Source organism: Desulfosporosinus acidiphilus SJ4 (assembly GCF_000255115.2).
Taxonomy (GTDB): domain Bacteria; phylum Bacillota; class Desulfitobacteriia; order Desulfitobacteriales; family Desulfitobacteriaceae; genus Desulfosporosinus; species Desulfosporosinus acidiphilus.
Genome location: NC_018068.1, coordinates 2141269 through 2164588, shown reverse-complemented (window position 1 = coordinate 2164588; position 23320 = coordinate 2141269). Strand labels below are relative to the sequence as shown.

Annotated in this window: 25 protein-coding genes and 1 pseudogene; 2 read left to right on the top strand and 24 right to left on the bottom strand. The window is 37.8% G+C overall.

Translation table 11 applies throughout. From position 1 onward, the window contains the following. Positions 1–195: 195 nt before the first annotated feature. The 22 genes from DESACI_RS09980 to DESACI_RS23075 form a co-directional block, all read right to left on the bottom strand. Positions 196–786 (bottom strand): tetratricopeptide repeat protein, encoded by a 591-nt coding sequence (locus DESACI_RS09980; RefSeq protein ID WP_014827069.1) that lies wholly within the window; start codon positions 784–786, stop codon positions 196–198. A 63-nt stretch (positions 787–849) separates the two neighbouring features. Then, entirely contained in the window at positions 850–1587 is a 738-nt protein-coding gene (locus DESACI_RS09975; protein WP_014827068.1) for a class I SAM-dependent methyltransferase, read from the bottom strand. 307 nt (positions 1588–1894) lie between these two features. Further along, positions 1895–2629 (bottom strand): hypothetical protein, encoded by a 735-nt coding sequence (locus DESACI_RS09970; RefSeq protein WP_014827066.1) that lies wholly within the window; start codon positions 2627–2629, stop codon positions 1895–1897. A gap of 43 nt (positions 2630–2672) precedes the next feature. Beyond that, entirely contained in the window at positions 2673–3491 is an 819-nt protein-coding gene (locus DESACI_RS09965; protein ID WP_014827065.1) for a hypothetical protein, read from the bottom strand. 106 nt (positions 3492–3597) lie between these two features. Further along, on the bottom strand, positions 3598–4155 hold the full coding sequence (locus DESACI_RS09960; RefSeq protein ID WP_014827064.1) for a carboxypeptidase-like regulatory domain-containing protein: 558 nt from the start codon (positions 4153–4155) through the stop codon (positions 3598–3600). A gap of 32 nt (positions 4156–4187) precedes the next feature. After that, positions 4188–4688, bottom strand: a complete 501-nt coding sequence (locus DESACI_RS09955; protein WP_014827063.1) for a LysE family translocator — start codon at positions 4686–4688, stop codon at positions 4188–4190. Between the two features lie 266 nt (positions 4689–4954). After that, positions 4955–5197 carry a hypothetical protein gene (locus DESACI_RS24225; RefSeq protein WP_014827062.1) on the bottom strand — a complete coding sequence of 81 codons (243 nt, stop codon included), beginning with the start codon at positions 5195–5197 and terminating at the stop codon, positions 4955–4957. A gap of 50 nt (positions 5198–5247) precedes the next feature. Beyond that, complete coding sequence (locus DESACI_RS09950) at positions 5248–5691, bottom strand: hypothetical protein (protein ID WP_014827061.1); 444 nt, start codon at positions 5689–5691, stop codon at positions 5248–5250. 52 nt (positions 5692–5743) lie between these two features. Further along, positions 5744–6253, bottom strand: coding sequence for a hypothetical protein (locus DESACI_RS09945; RefSeq protein WP_014827060.1), 510 nt, complete (start codon positions 6251–6253; stop codon positions 5744–5746). A gap of 76 nt (positions 6254–6329) precedes the next feature. Then, complete coding sequence (locus DESACI_RS09940) at positions 6330–6884, bottom strand: hypothetical protein (RefSeq protein WP_041276036.1); 555 nt, start codon at positions 6882–6884, stop codon at positions 6330–6332. A gap of 75 nt (positions 6885–6959) precedes the next feature. Further along, a complete protein-coding gene (locus DESACI_RS09935) occupies positions 6960–7874 on the bottom strand; it encodes a TIGR01777 family oxidoreductase (RefSeq protein WP_014827059.1) in 915 nt (304 codons plus the stop codon). A 75-nt stretch (positions 7875–7949) separates the two neighbouring features. Beyond that, positions 7950–8312, bottom strand: coding sequence for a hypothetical protein (locus DESACI_RS09930; RefSeq protein WP_014827058.1), 363 nt, complete (start codon positions 8310–8312; stop codon positions 7950–7952). 39 nt (positions 8313–8351) lie between these two features. Continuing rightward, positions 8352–8819, bottom strand: a complete 468-nt coding sequence (locus tag DESACI_RS09925) for a GNAT family N-acetyltransferase (RefSeq protein WP_014827057.1) — start codon at positions 8817–8819, stop codon at positions 8352–8354. A gap of 46 nt (positions 8820–8865) precedes the next feature. Continuing rightward, entirely contained in the window at positions 8866–9369 is a 504-nt protein-coding gene (locus DESACI_RS09920; RefSeq protein WP_014827056.1) for a GNAT family N-acetyltransferase, read from the bottom strand. 222 nt (positions 9370–9591) lie between these two features. Continuing rightward, positions 9592–10410, bottom strand: coding sequence for a VPS10 domain-containing protein (locus DESACI_RS09915; RefSeq protein ID WP_158310170.1), 819 nt, complete (start codon positions 10408–10410; stop codon positions 9592–9594). 226 nt (positions 10411–10636) lie between these two features. Further along, positions 10637–11224 (bottom strand): hypothetical protein, encoded by a 588-nt coding sequence (locus DESACI_RS09910; protein WP_014827054.1) that lies wholly within the window; start codon positions 11222–11224, stop codon positions 10637–10639. A gap of 9 nt (positions 11225–11233) precedes the next feature. Then, a complete protein-coding gene (locus tag DESACI_RS09905; protein ID WP_014827053.1) occupies positions 11234–11593 on the bottom strand; it encodes a hypothetical protein in 360 nt (119 codons plus the stop codon). Between the two features lie 127 nt (positions 11594–11720). Further along, on the bottom strand, positions 11721–12194 hold the full coding sequence (locus DESACI_RS09900) for a hypothetical protein (RefSeq protein ID WP_041276035.1): 474 nt from the start codon (positions 12192–12194) through the stop codon (positions 11721–11723). A gap of 7 nt (positions 12195–12201) precedes the next feature. Beyond that, entirely contained in the window at positions 12202–12378 is a 177-nt protein-coding gene (locus DESACI_RS23605; RefSeq protein ID WP_242833148.1) for a hypothetical protein, read from the bottom strand. Between the two features lie 481 nt (positions 12379–12859). Continuing rightward, positions 12860–13867, bottom strand: coding sequence for a uracil-DNA glycosylase family protein (locus DESACI_RS23080; protein WP_014827050.1), 1008 nt, complete (start codon positions 13865–13867; stop codon positions 12860–12862). A gap of 150 nt (positions 13868–14017) precedes the next feature. Continuing rightward, positions 14018–15022: a hypothetical protein gene (locus DESACI_RS09890; RefSeq protein ID WP_014827049.1), complete on the bottom strand. Its 1005-nt coding sequence runs from the start codon at positions 15020–15022 to the stop codon at positions 14018–14020. A gap of 67 nt (positions 15023–15089) precedes the next feature. Further along, positions 15090–15536, bottom strand: a complete 447-nt coding sequence (locus tag DESACI_RS23075; RefSeq protein WP_014827048.1) for a helix-turn-helix domain-containing protein — start codon at positions 15534–15536, stop codon at positions 15090–15092. Between the two features lie 790 nt (positions 15537–16326). On the opposite strand from DESACI_RS23075, the gene DESACI_RS09875 reads away from it, so the two are divergent. Both DESACI_RS09875 and DESACI_RS09870 read left to right on the top strand, forming a co-directional pair. Then, positions 16327–17880 carry a recombinase family protein gene (locus DESACI_RS09875; RefSeq protein WP_014827047.1) on the top strand — a complete coding sequence of 518 codons (1554 nt, stop codon included), beginning with the start codon at positions 16327–16329 and terminating at the stop codon, positions 17878–17880. Positions 17881–18053: 173 nt separating this feature from the next. Next, positions 18054–20162, top strand: a pseudogene (locus DESACI_RS09870) (thioredoxin domain-containing protein). A 443-nt stretch (positions 20163–20605) separates the two neighbouring features. Here DESACI_RS09870 and DESACI_RS09865 read toward each other — a convergent pair. Then, the gene (locus DESACI_RS09865; RefSeq protein ID WP_014827046.1) at positions 20606–21673 is read right to left on the bottom strand and encodes an HD-GYP domain-containing protein; all 1068 of its coding nucleotides are present in this window, start codon (positions 21671–21673) and stop codon (positions 20606–20608) included. A 171-nt stretch (positions 21674–21844) separates the two neighbouring features. Further along, positions 21845–23212, bottom strand: coding sequence for a sodium-dependent transporter (locus DESACI_RS09860; protein WP_014827045.1), 1368 nt, complete (start codon positions 23210–23212; stop codon positions 21845–21847). Positions 23213–23320 lie beyond the last annotated feature (108 nt).

Genomic DNA, 23320 nt, shown 5'->3' with positions numbered 1-23320 from the left:
TATTCTTCCTCCCTTTTATAATTTGGCTATACTGCAATATTTCTACGAATGTATTATAGTTTAGGATTATAACATAATTTATCGTAATCCATTTCTCCCCATTAATTTACTCATCAAACAAAACCGTTATCTATTTTCCACAGCATTTTCCCCTTTAGCCTGTCCACGACATAGAGGGGGTGTCCTCTTGGAAGCCTACTTTTTCATTTTCTTCTTAACCCTCAATATTGTGCCCTGAACATATGTATCGCTTTGGAATTCAAACCTTTCATCTTTAGTCAAATGATTTAGAAGTTCTGCTTCATTAAAAGTAAGATATCCCTCTACAAGTAGCTGACAATATACGTCGTCCAATTCTCTCCCTTTCCTTTTTCCTTTTAGGTAATCATAACAAAAATCCGTTGTTTCCTCGTTCAGTCTTAATATTTTGGGAGTTGAAATCCAATTGAAGTCTTTTTCGCTCTTTCCTAATGCAAACAAAGCATCCAAAATCGAATGTTGAATATCCTCATTATCGGGGTTATTTATATATAACGGTTTCAAATAATCAATTGCTTTTTCGTACTCTTTACATAAAACATAAGCCTCTCCCAAACGCCATTGTGCATAGATATCTTCAGGGTTATTCTCCGCCATCATCTGTCTAAGCTTTTTTAATCCTTCATAATCCTCCTTGCTAATGAGTTCATAGTCATCTTCCCAATCTTCATCCCCTTCCTCATCAGCATTGCCGTCAAGTTCCTTTCTACGACTATTAAGGTCTATAATACTGTTTTCATTATCCAAATGGATTACCTCTTCCTAAGATTCTTAAACTTCATCTGCCTTCAAAGTCTAACTTCCCTATGTTTATGGTTTTTGAGCCTTAACGATAAGGAATGGGGGTCTTCTTCTCTCCTCTTTTAACGACTCATTCTTTTCTTCTGATTCTACGGTAGCCGTTGGTTCTAGTACACTTTCTATTTGAAAGCCAGTTTGGATGAGTGTATTCATTATCGTTGATAACGTCCTATGATATTTAATTACCCCGTCTATAAACCATCTCTGCTCTCTTATCCCCTCATCCGCATAGTCATCTAATATCCAGTGGACCTTTTTCCCATTTTGGTCTTTAACCCATCCATCAGAAACTTTCTTAGCTGTTGCAACTGGATGCTCCTGCGAAAAAATTAATGTACCACCAGGTCTGACGCAAGCATATATTCGCTTGACCAATTTCGCGAAATTAACAACATAATGGAAAGCTAATGAACTTAAAACTAAATCAAAGTTGTTAGGTTTTAATTCAATGTCCTCTATTGACTGATTCACGTATTCTATCCTGTTGTCGCTGAATTCCTGTTTTGCTTTAGTTATCATTTTATCGGAAATATCTACCCCTACAACGCACTTAGCTCCATTCACAACATACCATTTACACGACTCCCCGAAGCCACAACCTAAATCCAAAACCTTCTTGTCATGTAAATCGGGTAACAAAGACCGAAAAGCAGGAATTTCAAGAACATCATTAAGTCCCTTTCCCTTTTCTCGCAGGTTAATATATGACTGATGGAAAATAGGATTGTCGTAAATATTCTGCTTCATGAACCCCTCAACTCCATGATTTCTACTTTAAGAGAGACTTTCAAAATGCCACTCTTTCGTATAAGAACTTCGTTACTCAAACAATTCTGCGTTGTCCGCATAGATAAACTATCTAAAATTCATAAACACAGGAGATGGAGCTTTATGGAAAATAGAGAATGCATAAATTGCAAACAACCAATTAAGCCAGCTTGGTTAAATACTGGAGCGGGAGTTCTTGTCCTCGAACAACCAATAAAAGGGCTAAAACGAAAAGCATGTGGCGTAAAGGCTTATGTGTGCCCTAATTGCGGACATGTTGAACTTGTCACGATTCAACCGATTGGTTATCAACTTTTTTCTTGCTTTTCAAAAGAAGCTCCTTTTGCCTTTCCAATTCTGACCAATATGGAGTAGTATCGAAAAATGTATTTGCCTTTTGAGCCTCTTCCCTTGATGCATAAACCTTAAATCCAGGCGGACTTTTGATACATGATATAAGTAATTCAATGGATTTAGGATTGTAAGAAAATTTGAGTATTTCTTGAATCTTCCGTTGGCGTTCAGAGCATTGTAAGTTATCCTGTATTTTTTCAAGTTCCATCGCGTTTATATTATAGGACATTCCCATCTGCTCACGCTTAAGGATATCCCACCAGTATGGGTAGAAGGTAACTAGTTCCAAAAACTCTTTCAAGCTGTTAGCTATTTTTCCGAACATCCCGTTGCGACACACATATCCGACGGGGTAATCATCCTGAGCAAGACTTCCAGAACCGCCTATCGTACCAAAGCAATTACCCTTACTATCAACAGCAAAAATCGAAAATATCGGTATAGGATAGAACTTGAAATCCTCCAGTACTTGTGTAGTACAGAAAACCACATCACAGTGCTCTTGCAGTAGTTTGTAAATTTCATGAGCCTGTTCATGTTTAGAAACTGAAATAACTTCCTTCCCAGCAAACACAATGTCGCATTTCTCGCCGTTTTCAGACACAAAGACTCCCATTACCTTATTAATTTCAATGTCTATAATTAGCCTTTTGGGTACTTTTTCCATGCTTCAATCTCTCCAGTTCAAAATAAACCCAATAGTCCAAGATTCATAGGGAGTATCCCTTTCCAATTACATGTGCGTGGAAAAAGTCTGGATTTAAAATAGAATTTAATAAATCTAAAGGCTCCGAAACCAGTAAGCCTGTCGATTGCCATTGTTCACCCCACCCATAGACGAGCACTCTCTTACATATTTTCTTTAAATCGTAGAAATAATTACAGGATTCCAGTTCATCTTTAGACCAACCTTGTAAAGGGGAAGCTCCAATGGTATTTCCATTTCTTGAAAGTTCTGATAATAAGTACATAAAGAACTTATTTCTAAACACATACGGTTCCACCGCATCCAATGACTGTAGTTCATTATTTGATACGAATTCATAAGCCTTGACATTTTGAGGATTATCTCCATTTAATGGAATTGGTAAGGTATTAGTGCGAAATAAAGTCGCAAGACAATCATCTATTTTGCCATCTTGTCTTAACATTTCATATGCCTTTATTGCTCCCTTAGTAAGTTCTTTTGCCCAAATTCCTGATATTAGGTTATCCCTAGTAAAGACTCGGAGTTCATTAAAGATACTTGGAAAGAGCTGTATTGTTGGCAAACTCACAAATTTCATTAGAGGCATAGGCGAAGTGAATTCAAATTGAAAGGGAACATGACATCCTGAGTAATAATCATTGTGATAAGTTATAGCAACTAGAACCTGCAAGGTACTATTCATTAGTATTATGTCGTGGGGATTATGTTTCTCGAAGTATTCAAAGTAAGGGAACCTTGTAAAGATTGCTGGTTCAGTTTGCTTAATTCCTGTTCTTCTATGTAGTTCTGAAATCGTTTGTAAAGGTACTCTCTTTAACATTTAACTCGTAAACCTTCCATTAAATTAAGTGATTGAAAACTTGGGGGTTGAGTTCACAGAGGAACTTCTTAACTGTAAATTACCCACCCCTGTTTCAATAAACCTATTAATGCGTCTTCTTTAAGTATTGAGCGTACTTATCAACAAGCGAAAGTATTTCAAGATGATGATTATTCCCCAATTGTACATCTGGCTCATTTCTTTCCCCTGGGATGATTGGGCTCATATAGAATGGTTGAACTGTATCACCTTCACTGACAGGAACTTCAAAAAGAACGGTCTCGCGATAACCCTCTTTAAATGCTATTGCAGTAACTGTTCCCCGTGTCCCTAAGTCATTTGGGTCTGCCCAGAAGTACCTTTTATCGATGGGGACTGTTAATTTCTTTTCTGCTTTTCCCTTGTCATCAGAGGTTATAGAATCAATTACCTCCCCTTCCCCATTGATTATCATTATTTTTACACCCTGAATCGGTTGCAATTTGGAGTCCATGACGTTAAAGGATACCTTGGCGGTTATGGTATTACTTGCTTTAATGATGTTTACCGAAGTGGTTTGACTAGCATTAAGATTGATAGATTTGTTTTCTTTATTACACCCTACAAGTAATATTATCAGGCTGAAAATAAGAATTGCTGGGACCGTATTCTTTGTCAATTTCACATCTCCCCACTCCTTTGGAATTAAAAATCTTATTAAGTCTTCTTGAAGAACATCCTAAAAGCAAAATATATTAATGCTAGCCCTACGGAAAAATTAATCGTTGAAATTATGAAAACGGGTAAGAATTGCCGTGTAATGCTACCGATGACCGCGATGACTGTCAAAAAGAATATTGTTGATAATACAGAACCAAAACCGAAAAAGTAAACATCAGTTCTTGTAAGTTTTTCTTCAACTATTTTACTTGAAAAGACCCCTGTCCAAAATAGTATCGTTAAAGGGTTTGATGCAGTCAAAATCATTCCTTCAACAAACGAGTTCTCTGTTTTAATTCCGTCGAATAAGCTCACGTTAGGCAAGACTTCCCATCCAAATGTACCAACGATGATATGTAACCCAAATATCGCAACAATTATTGCACCAAAGAGTTTAAGTACCAGCTTTACCCTTTCTTTATCAATAACTGATGCAATTCTAAATATCGCTAACAATATGTAAAACGAATCAATTATCACAACGCCTAAAACAGCCAATTCAGCAGTTGTAATCCCTTATTTCCTCCCAAGGTGAATATAAAGACACATACTGGTCCTATCGCTAAAACTGCAACATCATCCCCAGCTTAAATCCTTTTGTAATCACAGAAAAGCCTCAAAATATTAGATGCTGATTTAACCAATATGCTTTATGCCCCTAGAGTCTACTTTTCGGACCACTATTAGCCGAAGCAACATACCACCCTTTATCCGACCTCTTCAGGTTAAAGAAGTATGTGTTTACGCCATCGATTCTGCCTTGATTACTTCCCCGCCAATTTATATTTACAATCTACCGTTGCGATATATCGAGTAGAGTTCGAACTAAATGACGAATCCTTCTTTTCATCCAATATCCGATAACTGCTTGTGTTAGTGTCCAAGTAAACACTGATTGCTTTTTCAGGAGTACTGCCGTAAGGAGTTCGGTGAACACAACCTATTTCAAGAACAATAAGACCGATACAGAGTATCAAGGCGACAGATTGAAATACTTTTCTTTTCATCTTGTTCTCAAATCCGTCCTTTTTAGGACCTAAAGATTAATCGCCTATCATTAAGATATATCTTTTTCTTCATCTGAAGGTGTTCGAATCCAGGATGATATAAAAACATACCCACACACAATTCCACTGATATCTAGGCTCCGCGTGTCTGATACCATGAATTGATACCAGTCATACTTATAAAGATAAAGAAACAAATTAGGAAATATCACTGACAACAAAAGATTGATGTTATAAAGAAGCGTTGGAAGACCTATCGGTAAAAGCATTTGCCAATCAATTCTCCATTTTCCTTCTTGGCGAATACGTTGAATTAGCCCTGGCACTGCTAAAACCATTCCAATCACTATGGGATATAACGCCATAAAGATAAATACAGGAAAGTTAACAGTTCTTCCGCCATGCATTCCAATATCGTGTATATACCTACCACTCTCGTACATTATGACTCCGACGAATAGGGTATAAAATAAATAACCAAAGAATCTTTTCACAAGTACCCTCCCTTCCAATTTCTCAGCCAATTTAGCGAATTTGACTTACTATCTATTTTTTCATTACGTCTTCAGCAATTGAGTACAGTGTTTGTATAGATTTTAACGATGTTTCATCATTATCATTCAAGTAGGAAACAGTGTAACTATTACTTTGCATACTTTTCACGTCAGGTAGATAAAGCTGTCTTTCGGAAAGTAGTATTGCCATACTCTTCATCTTGCTATTGTTATCTGGAAAAAAATAAATGGTTATAGTCGATGCTTTTTTGAGGGCATTTCCACCGTCTAATACTTTCCTGTCTTCATCCCGACCCAGTTTTTTAACGTTAACATTCATGAGGCAATCAATCATTGTCGATATTATATTGGTGTCTGTCAGTTTCTTCACATCAAAGCCTTTGTGTATTTCTACTACGCCTATTTTTCCCTTTTCAATTGGATTAATCTTGTTGGCCGAAACAACATTTGTTCCACCTACCGAGACCGACTCTTTTCCACACCCAGTAGCTATCAAAAAAATAGAAATCAGAATTACCGCTAAAAGTGACTTTCTCGTCAAATTCGTATGAAGACCTCCCTATCTAAATGAACATTTGGTTTATACACGATGTTGGGCTAAATCGGAATGTTATAAACTAATTATTTGCCAAAATGTCTCCTTTGTGATATATGTTCATAACGTCTTTAGGTATATCTTTCTTTTCAATTTTAACTAAATTAACAAAAGCGTGGATTACTCCATTGGCATTCTGAGCATAAATTCCATTTGGAATACCCGATACGTCTATGTACACAGGCTCTAAATTACTGTCAGTTGCAATGAATGTTTTAATGTCCTTACTTATCGAGTAATTTGGCTTAGCAGGAAACAGTACATTGAAAACTAATGATTCCTTAGAGAAATTCGGTAATGATTCATAAAGGATTCCTGGTAAATATTTATTCATAAAATCGCCCCAATCTTCGGCATTTTGAATTATAAAAGTTCCATGTGGGTATGCTTTGAGCTGATTTTCTTTTAAGGTAATAAAGCCTCTGAAAAAGTATTCAAACGAAATAGCTTTTATATCCTTTCTATTACTATCTTCTTGATTGGTTATTATTTTTGTATCTAAAGAAGGACCTTTAGCACAGCCAGAAAGAATTAATAATAAACTTATGAGGATTATATAACCCTTAACCTTAATCATGTACCTTCCCTCAATTCAAGCGTAATTACGTGATATCCTACAAATGCGTCGCAACATAAGAATGATGTGACATGTTTATTTATTCCCTATAGCGTTCTCTAGAGCAGACCTTAACTTCGGAAATTTGAATTCAAAGCCAGCGTTAAGAAGTTTCTTCGGGATAACCCGTTGTCCGTGTAATAACATATCTGCCATTTGTCCCAATACTATTCTCAATAATAACTCAGGCATTGGCAACCAAGACGGCCTATTTAAAACTTCACCTAAAATCTCACAGAACTCTTTCATTCGAATGGGGTATGGTGTTGTTGCGTTTACAGGACCTGTTAGCTCTTGATGTTCGATTATGAACCGCATCGTACTTGTTAAATCCTGAATGTTTATCCATGAAATCCATTGATTTCCTCCCCCCAAAGTACCACCCAAGTAAAACTTGAAGGGCATTGCCATTCTGCTAAGAGCACCCTCTCTTCCAATGACTACACCAATCCGAAGAGTTACTACTCTAGTTAAATCACTTTGAACCTTGTAAGCCTCGTTTTCCCAAGCTCGGCAAACTTGAGCTAAATAATCCTCCCCTGCCTGTTCAGACTCAGTTATCTCCTCATCCTGGCGGTGTCCATAATAGCCAACGGCTGAAGCATTAATTAAAAGTTTCGGCTGAATGGCACGATTATTTATGGCTGTAACAATAGCTTCAGTAGTTCTAATCCTACTCTCTAATATTTCCTGCTTAACTGACTTAGACCATCGGTGATTGCCAATTGACTCGCCCGCTAAGTTAATTACTACGTCAATTTCAGGTAGTTGATTCATAGAAGTTAGAGGGGAATGATTATCCCATTCAATGACCTTAACCCCATTTTCTAAGGTATTTGTGGTTTTGGAGGGATTCCTTGTTACTACATAGACCTGGTATCCATTCGCAAGTAATTCCACTGTCAGATTTCTTCCAACAAAACCCGTTCCTCCAAAGATTAAAACTTTCATTTTTCCCACCTCGGCTCGCCTCTATTCGCTCTTTCCATAAAAAGCATAGTATTTTACGCTAACTCTCCACAAACTTCATGTCTTGACAGTGTTATTCTTAGTAAGTAGTTTTGTTACTATTAGGGTAATAAAATAGAGGGCTAAATAGAAGGGAATATAACTAAAGGCAGTATAATTGTATAAGCTCGAAAATAGCCCCAAGAATACTAGAGTTGTTATTATGGCATTAACCCAGGCTCTCATTCTCAACTCAGATGTTAATATCCCTATGAAAATTGAAAGCACAGGATAAATTATGAACAAGAGCATGAGTATAATCCCTTCTCCTCCTGAGTTAGGAAGGCTAAAGGCATAGTAGCTGGGAGATATAATGACCAAGATTTCAACGAATAGTAGAAATATTTCTTTAGGAAAAATGGCGGGTATTTTGTTCTTCATTTAGGTCCCCCCAGTATTTTCCTTCAACTTCCACAAGCTTCAATTATTTAACCGTTGCTCAAGTATAATAGCTCTTGGCTGAAATCCAAACCTTCTATAGAAGTTTAGTACTTGTTCGTTTCCCACTGCGACATTTAACCTTTTCTTTGTTATGGAGTTTTGTTCCAACCAATTAAGTGCCCTTTCCATGAGGACAGTCCCCGAACCCATTTTTCTATATGCTTCGTCCACGAATAATGACTCTATTTCCCCCATGTTATTGTCAATTGTTGTAACGCAATAACCAATCGGTTCCTGTGGCTCTCGCAGAACTGCAATATCAACTCTTAGTTGTCCTGATTCTGTCCGACTCAGCCAAGATGCCTTTCTTTGGTCAAAGGTCATCAATGCCATGCTGTCCCGAAAATGGGTGGAAATTGTTTGATGATGGATATTGAGTTTCTTCCAAAGTAATCCAACCTTATCTAGAAGCTCCGCACTTCCTTCAACGAAATGAACATCCGCCAAAGCTCCCGCCCCCTAACTAAGTCATTGTTTTAAGCAACCTATCAACTCAGGGAATTATCTTCTCGCAACAAAGAAACTCCCCTTTTCTAAAATTGACCTTCCCTGATACTCTATAATCCTGTTTCTTGTATAAATTGACTGCTCTATTGTTTTCACTAAAGACATCCAGGCGAATTGCCGTATATCCATTTTCTTTAGCTAATTTCTCTACAAACTCGATTAAACTTCTGGCTATACCTTTTCCTTCATAGTTTGGGTGTACCATGAGTCTATGAACAATTGCAAACTTTCCTTGTTTATATAGCCATTCGACAGCTTTGTATTCTGGTTCCTGGTCATTATTCAGAACGATGCAACCTATAATTTCTTTTGAGTTTTCAAGCAAGGCAATATAAAGAGAATGATTGTTTATATCTTCTTGAAATATTTCCTTATTGGGATAAATGTCATCCCATTGGTCAATGTCCTTACGTTTCATGTTTTGTGAACAATTAATACACAATTTTACGATTTCATCGAGATGTTGTTCTGAAGCTCTGGTAATTTTCAATGTGTTAACTCCCCCTGATTGTATCTGAGCAGGATTAATGACTAGCTCTGGACTTTAAATCTGAACCCATGTATACCCACCATCAATGGTCTTCCATAAGATTCCATCAATAATTGCCCATCCTAATTTTTCTGAAGTAAAATCCAATTGCTGAAGTTTCTCAAGGCTAATATTTGGTGAAATGCGGACAAACGAGTGCGAACCGTCCGATGTAAGATATAATTAATAGCCGTCACTAACGAATGCATGTGTGGCATCGATAATACTCCAATGAAATCCCCTATATTCTTGCGACTCTTGTGCTGTCTGAACTGGAGTTGTCGGGGTCCAACTTAATCCCCCATCCTCAGTCCTATAGAAAACGAATGCTGGCGGGTTCTCCCCTCTAAATTCAACGGGCAATACTCCCTCTTTTTGATTAAAGAAATGTGGGGGTTCAGTACTTACAGCCCCTCCATCAGTGTGATAACCCTGTGGAGTTACAATAGTTTTTTGAGACCATGTCCGTCCCCCATCTGATGAGCTATACAACCAAATACCATCGCCATGGGAAAAACCCGTTAGCCAACCGTTCTTTTGATTTGAAAATACAAGTCCGTTTTTAGAACCTGCCAATGGCAAAGCATTAGACGGTTTCTCGTTGAGAATCGCCGAGGCATTTGACTTCCAGGATGCACCACCATCATTCGACTGGAATACTTCTACCGATTCCGACCCCATGGAAACATCATAGCTTGCCAATAACCAACCATGTGTTAAATCGATAAAATCAAGAGAAGTAACTCTACCATAATATGGGGCCGTATTAATCTCAGCACTTTCCCATTTTTGCCCTCCGTCTGTGGTATGGTAAACAGTAATGCTGGTTGATGATTCTTTATTGAAGACAACCCAGAGAGTTTGAGCATCGTAGCTCAATAATGTACCTACGCTAGTACTGTCGACACCCTTTGGAGTGACATTAGTCCAGCTAGCCCCACCATCAACTGTTCTCAGTAACGAACCTTGGCTCAGTGCCCAACCCGTCATTGCGTTAACCATATGTATCGATGTTAAGTTACTCAATGCTCCCAAACTAAGTTTGCTAGTATTTGTATCACTGTTAGATAACGTCTCATTATTATTTATAGAGACGGGACTCTGGCTATTGCCGACATTGCTAGAATTTAAATTACCACAGCCTGTTAACATAAGCATAAGAACGATAATGTTAGAAAGTAAACGGTAATGCTTACGAACCAATATTAGGACTCCTTTCTAGAATCTCTTATGCCCCTTCGCCAGGTATGATATCTGAGCTTTCATCACTAATTGCCCATGTTTTCCCTATTCTAACCACTGAAAACTGATAATGCAGTCCAATTTCGGGGTGGGCAATGACATTGTTGATTAATGCTTTATCCCAAACCCAAATATCAGCACTGACAGTGGCAATGTTGCCATGTCCACTTATCTTGATATTTTTACATTTGGAAATCCCGCCGTCTAAAAACCTATAGTTACCTGTTTCCTGAGCATTTATCAACGCTTCAGATTGCCCAACCATTTTCTTTAATATTTGCGAATTGGGAATGTAGAACCTAGAAAGCGTACCTTCAATAACCTCGTTTGCTTTTCTCTGAACTTTATCTGGAATACGGGTGTTAAGATTTGAACGATAAGGTTCTGGGAGGATACTAGCAGTTTGCTCTGTTTTCACAGAGTCAAAAACCAACTTTTGAATTTCAATAGCATCAGTCGCTTTAATGCTTGTAAATCCCCATTGGGCAAACCAGCTAATAAATAAAATGATGCATGTGACGGTTATTCTTATAATCCAGCTTTTATTTTTAAGAAAAGATTTCACGGTATCCATACTGACCCCCTAATGAACCATTGTTGAAGCCTTACGATACTCGTTTTGAAAGTATACCGCCACGGATTCTCTCACATCAACACCTTTGATTTGGAATATTTTCGTACCCACTGGGCATTCGTTAGCTTCTCCATTATTTTTAGGCGAAGGGATGACTTGTTTTTCCACTTGACCAATTTGGTCACCCAAATTGTCCTTTGAAATCAGCTCAGAACTTAGATAGTAAGTATCGTTGTTAAAGATTATCATCGAAGCATATAGCACATCTCGTTCTTTAATGTTATTTCCTTCGAATGTTCTCTGACTACAACCCAGTAAACCAACTGAAACCATCATTAGCACCATGAAAGACAAAAGTCTCATTTTCATAGGTAATACCTCTAATTTTAGAAATATTCAATATTCTAACTAGGGAGTTATCTCAACATATATATCACTGACATAAAATTAAATACCGAGCCACCGTTATGTATCAAAGAACGGCTATAAACTCAATTCATAACTTCAATGTTTCTTCTTTCTTTAGAAGCTTAACAGCAATACAAATACACACGATAATTGAAATCCCGTATGGAATGTTTATTGAATCCAGTAAGAAACCGTTAGCAATATGCAAGGCGATTAAAGCTAAAAAATATACAGATAGCAGTAGATTAGCTCCCCCTGCAATTACTGATTTATAGTTTGGTATACAGTAAAATAGGCTGGCATTAACACAAATGACACTTGCTATTAACACTATCGTCCAAATTGTTGCATTGTAAGACCACCCAAGGATATTGTGAATAGTATAACTTAGTATCAACTGAATAATTAAGCATAGTAATATTGCAACTGGAACGGCGATAATCCACCTCAGCCAATTTGGTAATTTTGCAAATAACCAATCATTGTTCTTCATTTCTAACACCCTCAAACCAAGAGGCAGGAGAATAATGCTCCTGCTCTTTCCATTTCTCGCTTGTAACAATGTGAGTTTATTTTTTATAGTGACCTCCTACATCAAAGGCTTTAGCCGTATTATCGCCAATACTCCAATACATATTATCCATGCAATAGATGAGTGGGTTTATCTTCTTTGTGTCTGGAAAGCCATTTGTTAGCAAATCTTCACCAACATAAGTTTCAATTACTTCACCGATAAACACTTCCATACCTATTTTTAATATCTACCTTCCCAGTTTTTATATATATGACATCGTATAATTGTAAAGCCTGATGTCAAAATCTCTCACCTAGAATTCAGCAATTCTACAAGATATTCCTCCCATAAATTCAATATCAGAAAATAATAACCACCATAATGTTACAACATGTGAGTAGTCATTTCTTAAAATAGCCCAATAGATTGATTTGGTTAGCTTCAATCTATTAGGCTATTATTTGTACAGTGTTCTTTGTATTTATTGCAGACTGGAGCGACAGAAATATATCGAGGAGTACTGCTGATTACTGTACCAAATATTACATTGATATTAATCAATACGTTCATGTTTGCTAAAATCTCCTTTTTAGCCTGTCCATTAAGCTTTGATTAGGTGAATATTAAATGAGTATTTTGCTACTAAATAATCTTATAGAGTTAGCTTACCAACTCAATGGCTCTTTACCTCCAAACAATTCTACTTCTTACCCCTAAACTCGTAATTCCTTTCCCTCCGCTAGCCACAATCCATTGATAATCGTCGCAACAGCTTCAATCCACTCAACATTGTGCCCAACAAGCTGTTGATATTCAGGGTGAAAAGAATCATTTCTCATATATCTTATTGCATCCAACATTTCTTTTTGGTGAGTGGTGATTACACCTAGTGAGTATAAATAATCGATTTTCTTGGCAAGTTTTCTTGTACTTTCGGGTCCACCATTAATTTCAAATTTCAACGAGACTACTGCTTCAAAAGCCTTAAAAGCCTGCTCTAATGCTATTGTACAAAACGGATTATATAAATAGCCATATGCAAACAATGCTCTGGCAACCTCAAATATGTTTTGAATACTCGTTGGAATGGAATTATGTAGCTTGATGTTTTCAACCGCCTTAATGAAGTCAGCTTCATTCGTCTTTGTTACCGAACCGTCGCCGTTTAAATTGACTAATATGTCTGTAATCCTATCTGGTTTGTAGTAATTTTCAATATCTACCGCCTGGAATGGTCTTTCTATACTATGAGCAAGAATAAACCACCATTTCTCATCCCAATATCCGTTCGCACTTCCAGATGTAGACGGAGCTACAAAGATTCTGGTAGTTGTTATTTTTTCTGGTTGAAAACCAAAATCGATTTTGGCACGGGATAAATACATACTTGCCGAGTTCTTACCGTTAAAACAGAGAATATCGGGCTTAAATTCTTTTATCTTAGTCGTCAATGTATAGATGTCAAAGTCATTAGGAGTAAGCTTTTTGTCTAACCCACTTTTCGTCTTAACTAAGTCTGTTAAGCCTAAACCGTAATGAGTTAACGATTGATATTCGTTGGGACTCAATTCCTTGGGCGTTAAGCCAATCTTATGAAGTATTTTCCAGAACTTATTTGTTGGGTGAGCATAGTAATCTCCTCTTTCGGCAGATGTGTCACTAACTGCCGTTCCACAAAAAACGATTCTCATATTGGGAGTTAGAACATCTTGTAACACCATCTTGAACCTTCCTTTGTAAGAGAATGAATGTAGAAAAACCTATATCCTATTTCTTTATTTTCTTTGTAAACCCCTTTTTCTTCTTAAAAACATTAAAGGTCACCAGAGTTTTTTATATAACTCCGATGACCTAACCTTAGAACCATTTAACTAAAAACTTACTACTTTTCGTTCCTTTTCTTTTTCATCAAAAAAACTTGTAAAATATCTGACAAACCTCTCAAACAACTGGACGATTTCATCTAGCACCTCTGTCCTCGGTCGACCAAAAGTCAAAATGGGTATATCCAGGATAAAACTCGAAATCTTCTCTCGAAAATTAACTGCGTAGCCAATAACATTCTCAATATTTTCCTTTCTCGTTTTCAGTTCCTTGAAAGTATCTGAATTTTTTCTAGGTATTCTGAGCTTTAAATGAGAGTAAGCATCTCGAATGCTAATTTCATAGATATTCCCGTTTCCTGCACCATACACAATGGCATTTGTGTCAAGTCTGGATTTTGCCCGATATACAGGTGGATAATACCACATGTCTTTGCGGATTTTTTTTATAAGATAGAGATTTGAGCCGAGACGGGTAGAAAGACTTTCAGGTTCAAGCTGAAAAGGTTTACAAATATTCTGTTGCCATAAACCTTGATGCTTTTCTCCATTTCCCTTCCCATTATATCTCGCAATTATCTTCAACGGTTCCTTGACCTGAGATAATCGACCTAAATTCGGAATAACATTCAAAGGATAGAGCATTGATAATTGCTCAAGTACTGGAATAACTTCTGGATTAACCACAGCAAATAGAACATTTACAGGCTTTTTTTGACTTTTAATAAACTCAACAACCTCTTCAATTAGATGTTCCCTTTTTGCAAAGGTAAGAGCCTCCCATACAATAATCCCTTTGTTAATATTACTTATAATAGTCTTTACCATATCCATGTGACGCATATCTGCAGGTATAAGCTGTACCTCGACAAAGAGATTTTGATTTATTTTATCAGCCCATCCACAAATATCAATCTTCTTACCTTTAAAGGGAACTTCTTGTTCCAACTCATCTATTTTTGAACCAACTATATTGTTTAACAAACTTGAATGAATCGATTGGTATAGCGAAAAAAGATTTTCTTTTTCCTCGTCAAGTCTGAACCTGGGCAATGTATTACCTCCCCTTCATTTCAAATTCAAAGGGAATCCGCTCGGATTCCCTTTGAACTTTACCTTACTAAATTTGTGCCTTAATTCGGTCTACGGTTTGGAGTATCATGCCACTCTCAAGAAATTTAACCTCATCGTCCCATTCTGCACTAGAAATGACTTCGAATAGTTTCAATAGAAGTTCTTTGACCTCAGTTGTTACAATTGTGTCGCCAATTTTAAAATCGTTCTTCAAAAGAAGTTCACGAATTTCGGGCAATTCCCCATCGTTCTCAGAATTTGACGCTAGCGAGAGAAGCTCAGAAAGATTTAGGTTAAGTCCCCTTGCAATCAACTCCATAATTGGGTAGCTTGGAGCTTTTCTATCGCCCTTCTCAAGACGATTTAGGTAACTGCTGGAAATTCCTGTAATTTCTGATAGTTCACTAAGAGATAGCTTCATTAGTTCTCGTTTATAACGTATTGCTTGTCCAAATTTAGGGTCCACTTCTCTCTCAGTATTTTCCTTTTTCATTTGCAAAAATGCCCCTTTCTCAATTTTGATTCATTGTATTATAGATTTGTAGAGGCAGATTTATAATTCCGTAAAAACGATTATATGTTACGTTGTATCCCTATAATGCTAGTTATTTCAAATAATTACTCTATCAAACCGCAATTTTTCTCAGACCAGCGAAGCCTCTGGAGTTACGAAAAAACACCTTACGGAATTAACTCAATAAGGGGGTTTTTACCTGATTACTTTTATCTTTAGGTAGTCTAAATGTGTATTATAATAAATTATATTATATTCATACTGTAATATATAAGTGTAAGCACATAAGCTATTTCCAATGTCTATATTTTTTGTTATGCTTTATTCAGTTAAGCGTTCTTTAGCTTAATGGTTAAAAACCTTAAAACATCAAGAAATAATTGCATTATTTTATTGGCTTGTTATTAATTTCGGGAAATACTCTTATAATAAAATGTATTTTAAAATGAAAGCTGCTAATAATAGCAACTTAACCTGCCAAAAAATGAACTTTAGTTAACAATCTAATGTTTGGAGTGATTTTTATGGCCGCACTGTTCTGACGTGTGGGAAAGGATGAAATTTTAATTGAATAATGGCACTAATACAAAACTTTTACTCAAATCATCTAATGGTAAAATTAACTATAATACCATTAAACTAACGGAACCATCTCAAAAAGCTCTTAACGAATTTCACAAAATCCTCCTCCCTTTTTTCTTGGAAACTCTAAATACCGAACAAAAATCAAACTCAGATAATTTGTCAGCATAATTTGGGGTTTAGACAAATGGAAACAGAAAATGAAATAGAAAAAGTAGCAATTTATCTGAGGAAATCAAGGGGAGACGAAGAGGAAGACGTTTTATCAAAACACAGACAAAGACTTTTAGAATTTGCTGAGCAAAAGGGATGGAGTTATGAAATATTTCAAGAAAAAATCGGAACAGGTGATGGGGTCGAACATAGACCTGAACTCAAACGACTTTTAGATTTTGTGGAAGATGGTCTTTATGATGGTGTATTGGTTGTTGAATACGAACGACTTAGTCGTGCAGGTACAAAAGACTTAGATGAGATAATCAAGGTATTCCATTATAACGATACGTACCTGATTACTCCAGAAAAAATTTACGACCCAAATAATACAGGCGATTTAACATTGTTAGGCATCTTGTCCGTTCTTTCCAATGCGGAATTACGAACTATCGTTAAGCGATTAGTTGATGGAAAAAAGGATGGAGCGATAAAGGGAAATTGGACTAACGGCAAGCCACCATACCCTTACGAATATATAACTGAAGTTGGGGTTGATAAAAGAGGAAGAAATAAAATTATCGGTCATATTACTGTTAATGAGGAAAAGAAAACCGTCTATACTCGTATTAAAAAAATGTATCTTTCTGGTAAATTTGGAACTGAAGAAATTTCTTTCATTTTAAATCGCGAAGGAATTTCTTCACCAAATGGCTCAACATGGCACAACAATACAGTTAAGAGACTATTAGTTCATCCGTTTCATATGGGTCAAGTAATCTATGGAAAAAACCAATGGAAAAAAAGAAGAGATAACAAACGAAAGATAACTCGTCATAAAAATGAATCAGAATGGTCTGTTGGAGAAGGTCAACACCCTCGCCTAAAAACACCCGAAGAACATGAAAAGATTTTAGAATTACTTGCAAAAAATCGCAAGGTCCCTCACAAGAGTAAAGCTGGGTGTTTCCCTACAACAGGATTACTCTATTGTAGAAAATGTGGGTACAGAATGGTCTATTCCGTAGGTAGAATTGAAGTTAAGAGCGGAAAAAGTTATAACTATACAAAGTGTGCCCATCATTCACCAGTCGGTACAAAGTGCCCTCAAACTGGAGTTAAAATGGATGAAGATTTCTATGGAGCTCTTTTTCAAGCAATCGTTAGTGACTATCTGGATAAGGGACATTTAATCAAGCTTCAGCAAAACTGTAATTTTAACATGGAACTTGAGCGAAATATTAAACAGAAACGAGACACACTTATTAAAGCAGAAAAAGCGTTAATAAGAATAAAAGATGCCTATGAAGCTGAAATTTATACTCTGGCTGAATTTTCAGAGCGGAAGAAAGCTCAAGAAACACTAATAGAATCTTTAAAAGCTGAAATTCAAGAACTAAAAAACACCCCTCAACGGGAATTTAATCTCCCACCTGAAGAACTTGAGAATCGCATCTGTGAATTCAAATCACTTTGGGAAAAAGGTGCTTCACCAAAGGAAATTAATACCCTGATGAAATCCATTGTCAAGAAAATATTCTACGACCGAACTGATAACGAAGTAACTTTTGAGATTGAATACTTGTAACCGCAATCGGCAACCCTGTCATATTAAGGGTTGCTGTTCTTTATCTAAACTCATAGAATGTAACCATTAGAAGCTAATTCTTAAAAGAATTATTAGAGTCCTAATAGATAATAATATTCAAAGACTTGTTATTACATCAAACAAAATTCCTCAGCAAAAAGGAGGTGTTGCCCATGACAACAAATAGTAAGCATATACCCAATAGATTAGTTAATGAAAAGTCCCCCTACTTACTTCAACATGCTCATAATCCAGTTGATTGGTTTCCTTGGGGTGAAGAGGCTTTTCAGAAAGCGAAAACAGAAAATAAACCTGTTTTCTTATCTATTGGGTATTCGTAGTGTAGTTTACCGACTTGTCACTGGTGTCACGTCATGGAGCGTGAATCCTTTGAAGACCAAGAGGTCGCCGACCTCTTAAACCGCTATTTTGTATCGATTAAAGTGGACCGCGAAGAGCGTCCCGATATCGACCATATTTACATGGCTTTCTGTCAAGCTTTAACAGGAGCTGGCGGATGGCCGCTTACGATCATGATGACGCCTGAGAAAAAGCCCTTCTTTGCCGGTACATACCTCCCCAAAACAGCTCATTATGGCCGCCAGGGACTGATGGAGGTGTTGGAACAAGTCGGCGTACTTTGGAGAGACAAAGAAGCTTATGTCCGGGAAACAAGCGATCAAATCGTGTCGGCCGTTCAATCTCAACAATCCATTCCGACAAAGGATCAAGCTTCCTCTCCCTCAACCGCTGGAATTGAAGCTTGGGGAAAAGAAGTCATTGAGAAAGCCTACCAGACTTTGGCCCGAAGTTTCGATTCCCACTATGGAGGGTTTGGACAGGCACCAAAATTTCCGGCTCCTCACAATCTGACCTTCCTCCTGCGTTATGCCCAAGACCATCCTCAGAGCAAGGCCCTTGCCATGGTGCGCAAAACATTAGACGGAATGGCTATTGGAGGAATTTATGATCATATTGGATTTGGTTTTGCTCGTTACAGCACCGATGAAAAATGGCTGGTCCCTCACTTTGAAAAAATGCTCTATGACAACGCACTGCTAGCTCTCGCGTACTTAGAGAATTATCAAGTAAGCCATGATGCGAGAGATGCTCAAATTGCTGAAAGCATTTTTACCTATGTACTCCGAGACATGACATCCCCAGAGGGTGGTTTTTATTCCGCAGAAGACGCTGATGCCGAAGGTGTAGAAGGTAAATTTCATGTCTGGTCTCCCGCTGAAGTCGCCGCTGTGCTAGACAAAGAAGCCGCTTCCAGATATTGCGACGTCTATGACATCACTTCCAGAGGGAATTTTGAAGGTAAAAGTATTCCTAATTTGCTTCAAGGAAGCTTGGGTAAAAGTTTACCTGATAATTCCGAATCGCTTCTTAATCAGCTGCAAACACTTGAATCAGCTCGTCGTGCATTATTTGCTGCTCGCGAGCAAAGAGTCCATCCTCATAAAGATGACAAGATCTTAACGGCCTGGAATGGTCTCATGATCACAGCTTTGGCCAAAGGTGCTCAAGTGTTGGGAAAGCTGGAATTATTAGAGGCTGCCGAAAAATCAGTTCAATTTATCCTCAAAAACCTTCGACGCAGTGACGGCAGGCTTTTAGCTCGATTTAGAAAGGGAGATTCTGCTTACCTAGGCTATTTAGATGATTATGCCTTTCTTATTGAAGGACTCCTAGAACTATATTCGACGTGCGGCAAGGCTCATTATCTTGAAACTGCTCTTCATCTCCAAGATCAGCAAGATAAACTCTTTTGGGACAACGAGGATGGAGGATACTTTCTGACAGGTTTGGATGCCGAAGAACTTCTCATCCGTCCTAAAGAGAGCTACGATGGAGCTCTTCCCTCCGGCAACTCAATCACCGCACATAATTTAATCCGCTTAGCACGACTAACCGGAGATGAGCGCTGGAATGAAAAAGCAGAGCATATTCTCCTTTGCTTCCGCCCGGTACTTGAAGAATATCCCACAGGGTATACGGCTTTTTTGCAGGCTCTGCAATTTGCACTTCAACCAAGCCAGGAGCTGATTCTTGCCGGACCCCTAAACTCCCCCAAATTGCTGGAAATGCGTCACATCTTTTTTTCCGACTTTCATCCCTTCGCATCTGTCCTTTACCATGAAGGAAGTCTTAACTCTTTCATACCCTGGCTCAGAGATTATCCCATTGATCATGAAGTAATGACTGCCTATCTCTGTCAGAATTTCACCTGTCAACGCCCGGTTCATGAGATCGAAGAATTCAAAGCTCTGCTTAATTAAGTCTAACTACGCAAAGACACTATTGAAAACATTCTAATTGACTTGACTGTACCCGAGCACTGTCTTTGCATTTGTTAGACTTAAACACTGCGGTCACGTTATCCTACAAATCTTCTGAAACAATCGGCTGTCTGTGGCAAGCCACAGATTCAATACAATTCCGCTAGTGTGGAGGGAAATATATAACGATAATGTTGCTTTAAACTACTAAAGGGCTGTAACAAAGTACACGAAAATACTTTGATTACAACCCTTTTTTAATCATCCTTAATAAACAGTTCAATAATATTCAATAATCGTGATAATTACTTGAAAGGATTTCTTAAGTTTAAGTCCAATTAAATGACAATGATACAAAGTGTCATCATTTGCGATTTTCTAATTCCCCTGGTAGACCACTTACCATGCCACTCAGTTTTTCAGTATACGATCGAGACAAATAGCTAGCGATTATCCACCGCCACAATCATTATGGAAGGGAAATTTGCCAAGTTATAATCTATGGGCTCAGTAAGCTCTACGTCCCCTTGGTAAAATACTCGCACATAAGGACGGTTGGGAAATGACGGGTTCTGTTTTACTACATTTCCTCTTTGTCCATTACTTAACAAAATACCCGAACCAGATGGATAAACAGCAATGTGCTTTCTAAATACATCCAAAATTTTAGGGTCAAAATGGGTATTTGATTGAGCAATGATGATTTCATAGGCCTCATTAGGTTCTAAAGCCTTACGATAAACCCGGCGGCTCGTTAATGCCTCATAGACATCAGCAACTGCAGCCAGTCTGCCGTATTCGTGGATCTCTAAACCCTTCAGGTTTCGAGGATATCCCGAACCGTCCCACATTTCCTGATGTTGGTATGCTATATGAGCTGAAAGCAAACTAAAATCATCGTTTTTGCGCAGAATATCAAAGCCAAGTGTCGTATGCTTCTTAATTTCGGCAAATTCTTCGTGAGTAAGAGGCGTTTTCTTATTGAGAATGCCCTCCGGTATCTTTATTTTGCCGATATCATGCATAAGAACACCCATCCCGAATTCAATTAAGCGTTGTTCATTAAATCCGGAGGCAATTGCCAGAGTTAAGGCTATGATCGTCGTATTAATGGAATGATGAAATGTGTATTCGTCATATCCATGAATATTGGTTAGATTACATAAAATATCTTTACTTGACAAAAGGTCATTAATCATTTCTTGGATAGTCACGCGAACTCTTGCCGAAGGCAATGAATCTTCGGAATCCTTTTCAATATATTTACAGATTTCTTGTATTGTCTTATAGGCCACTTCGCGTGTTCGCGCAGAAATTGTAATATTTAATTCAACATCATCCAACCGATTATCTTCAATAAATAAAACATCGTAACCCATTGCTTTTAATCGTTTAATAAATAACGCCGTCAGACAAACCCCAGATTGCAATAAAATACTGCCGGAAGGGTTGATCACAGGACGAGCCAGAACAGATCCTTCCTTGACAAAACGCGTGTTCACCAAGCGCATTAATATTTTCACCCTATTCGATTGGTTTTAGTTACTATCTCTCCTAAACATAACACTTCGTCAAAATATATGAATTTACCTCTTTATACGAGTTGACATAATATAATTTTCCCTTTGGTCACAATTCATTTTCCCTTAAGTCCTACCCGCTGTTTCACTATCGCCGATATTTTAGATATGAATAATATTCAATCCAGTTAACAGAATAATAGCAATGGCAATTGGAACTAAATATCTAACTAAAACTATATAGACTTTAAACAAGCCTTCATTGCGTAATTGACCCTCATTAGTCATCTCACGCTTCACATTAGCATATCCCCATTGCCAACCCGCAAACAAGGCAATGAAGATTCCACCCAAAGGTAAGAGGACATTCGATGTTGCAAAGTCGAAGAAATCGAAAAAAGTTTTACCAAATATCAAAACATTGGACAACACACTATTAGACAACGTAGCCGTTGAACCCAGCAAACCTATGCCAACAATCGTTATGAGCGTGGCTTTCCGCCTCGACCATTGATACTCCTCAGTGAAGTAGGCAATCGGAACTTCCAAGAGAGACAACATAGCACCGGTTGCAGCAAAAGCGGTCAGCAAGAAGAATAAAACCATAAAAATTCTGCCTAAGGGCATGGAATTGAACACCGTCGGAATAATGATAAATAGTAAGGGTGGACCGGCTTTAGGTTCAAATCCAAAAGCAAATACTGCCGGAAAAATAGCAATGCCCGCCATCAGAGAAACTAACGTGTCAGAGAGTGCTACTTTTACTGCCATCTTTGGCAGGTTTTCCTGTTTGTCTACATAACTGCCATAAGTAATCATAGCTCCCATGCCGACACTTAGCTTAAAAAATGCCAAACCTAACGCAGCCAGTATAGCACTTACAGTGATCTTAGAAAAGTCCGGTTTAAATAAGAACGCTAAGCCTGAAGAAGCACCGGGCAGGCTTAAGGACCTGATATCAATAATAACCAGCAAAATAAAAAGCATGGGCATCAGGAATTTGGTGACTCTCTCAATTCCTTTCGTAACACCTGCCATGATGATAATGCCGATTACAATTAAAACCAGCACTTGCCAAAATAAAGGTTCAGCGACTCCTGAGATCAAAGAGTTAAAGACTTGTGTTGTTTGCTGCGGTTTATTCGTTAGAAGCGCACCACTCGCCGATTTGAAAATATAGGCATAAACCCAACCGACCACAGTGGTATAGAAAGCCATAATTAAAAAGGCGCTTATTACCCCTGCTCCACCAACTAAAAACCAAGGCCGTCTTGGCTGTAGTTTCTTAAAAGCACCTACTGCGTTAGATTTTGTTGCCCGTCCTATGAGATGTTCTGACAACATTACAGGCAAACCGACTAATGCCAGGCATACTAAATAAACCAGAATAAAAGCTGCCCCACCATTAGCACCGGTTACATAAGGGAACTTCCATATATTACCGAGTCCAACAGCTGAACCCAGTACTGCTGCTATGACTCCGATACTGCTTGAAAATCCTTCTCTTTTATTCTGTGATTCTTGTTTCAAAATCTGCCCTCCATTCTTTCGTGAAACTTGTTTATTCGACATATTATGTACGGATTCCTTCTATCCTACTACATATGAGCCATTATAACCGTATTCGCCCAACAAAAA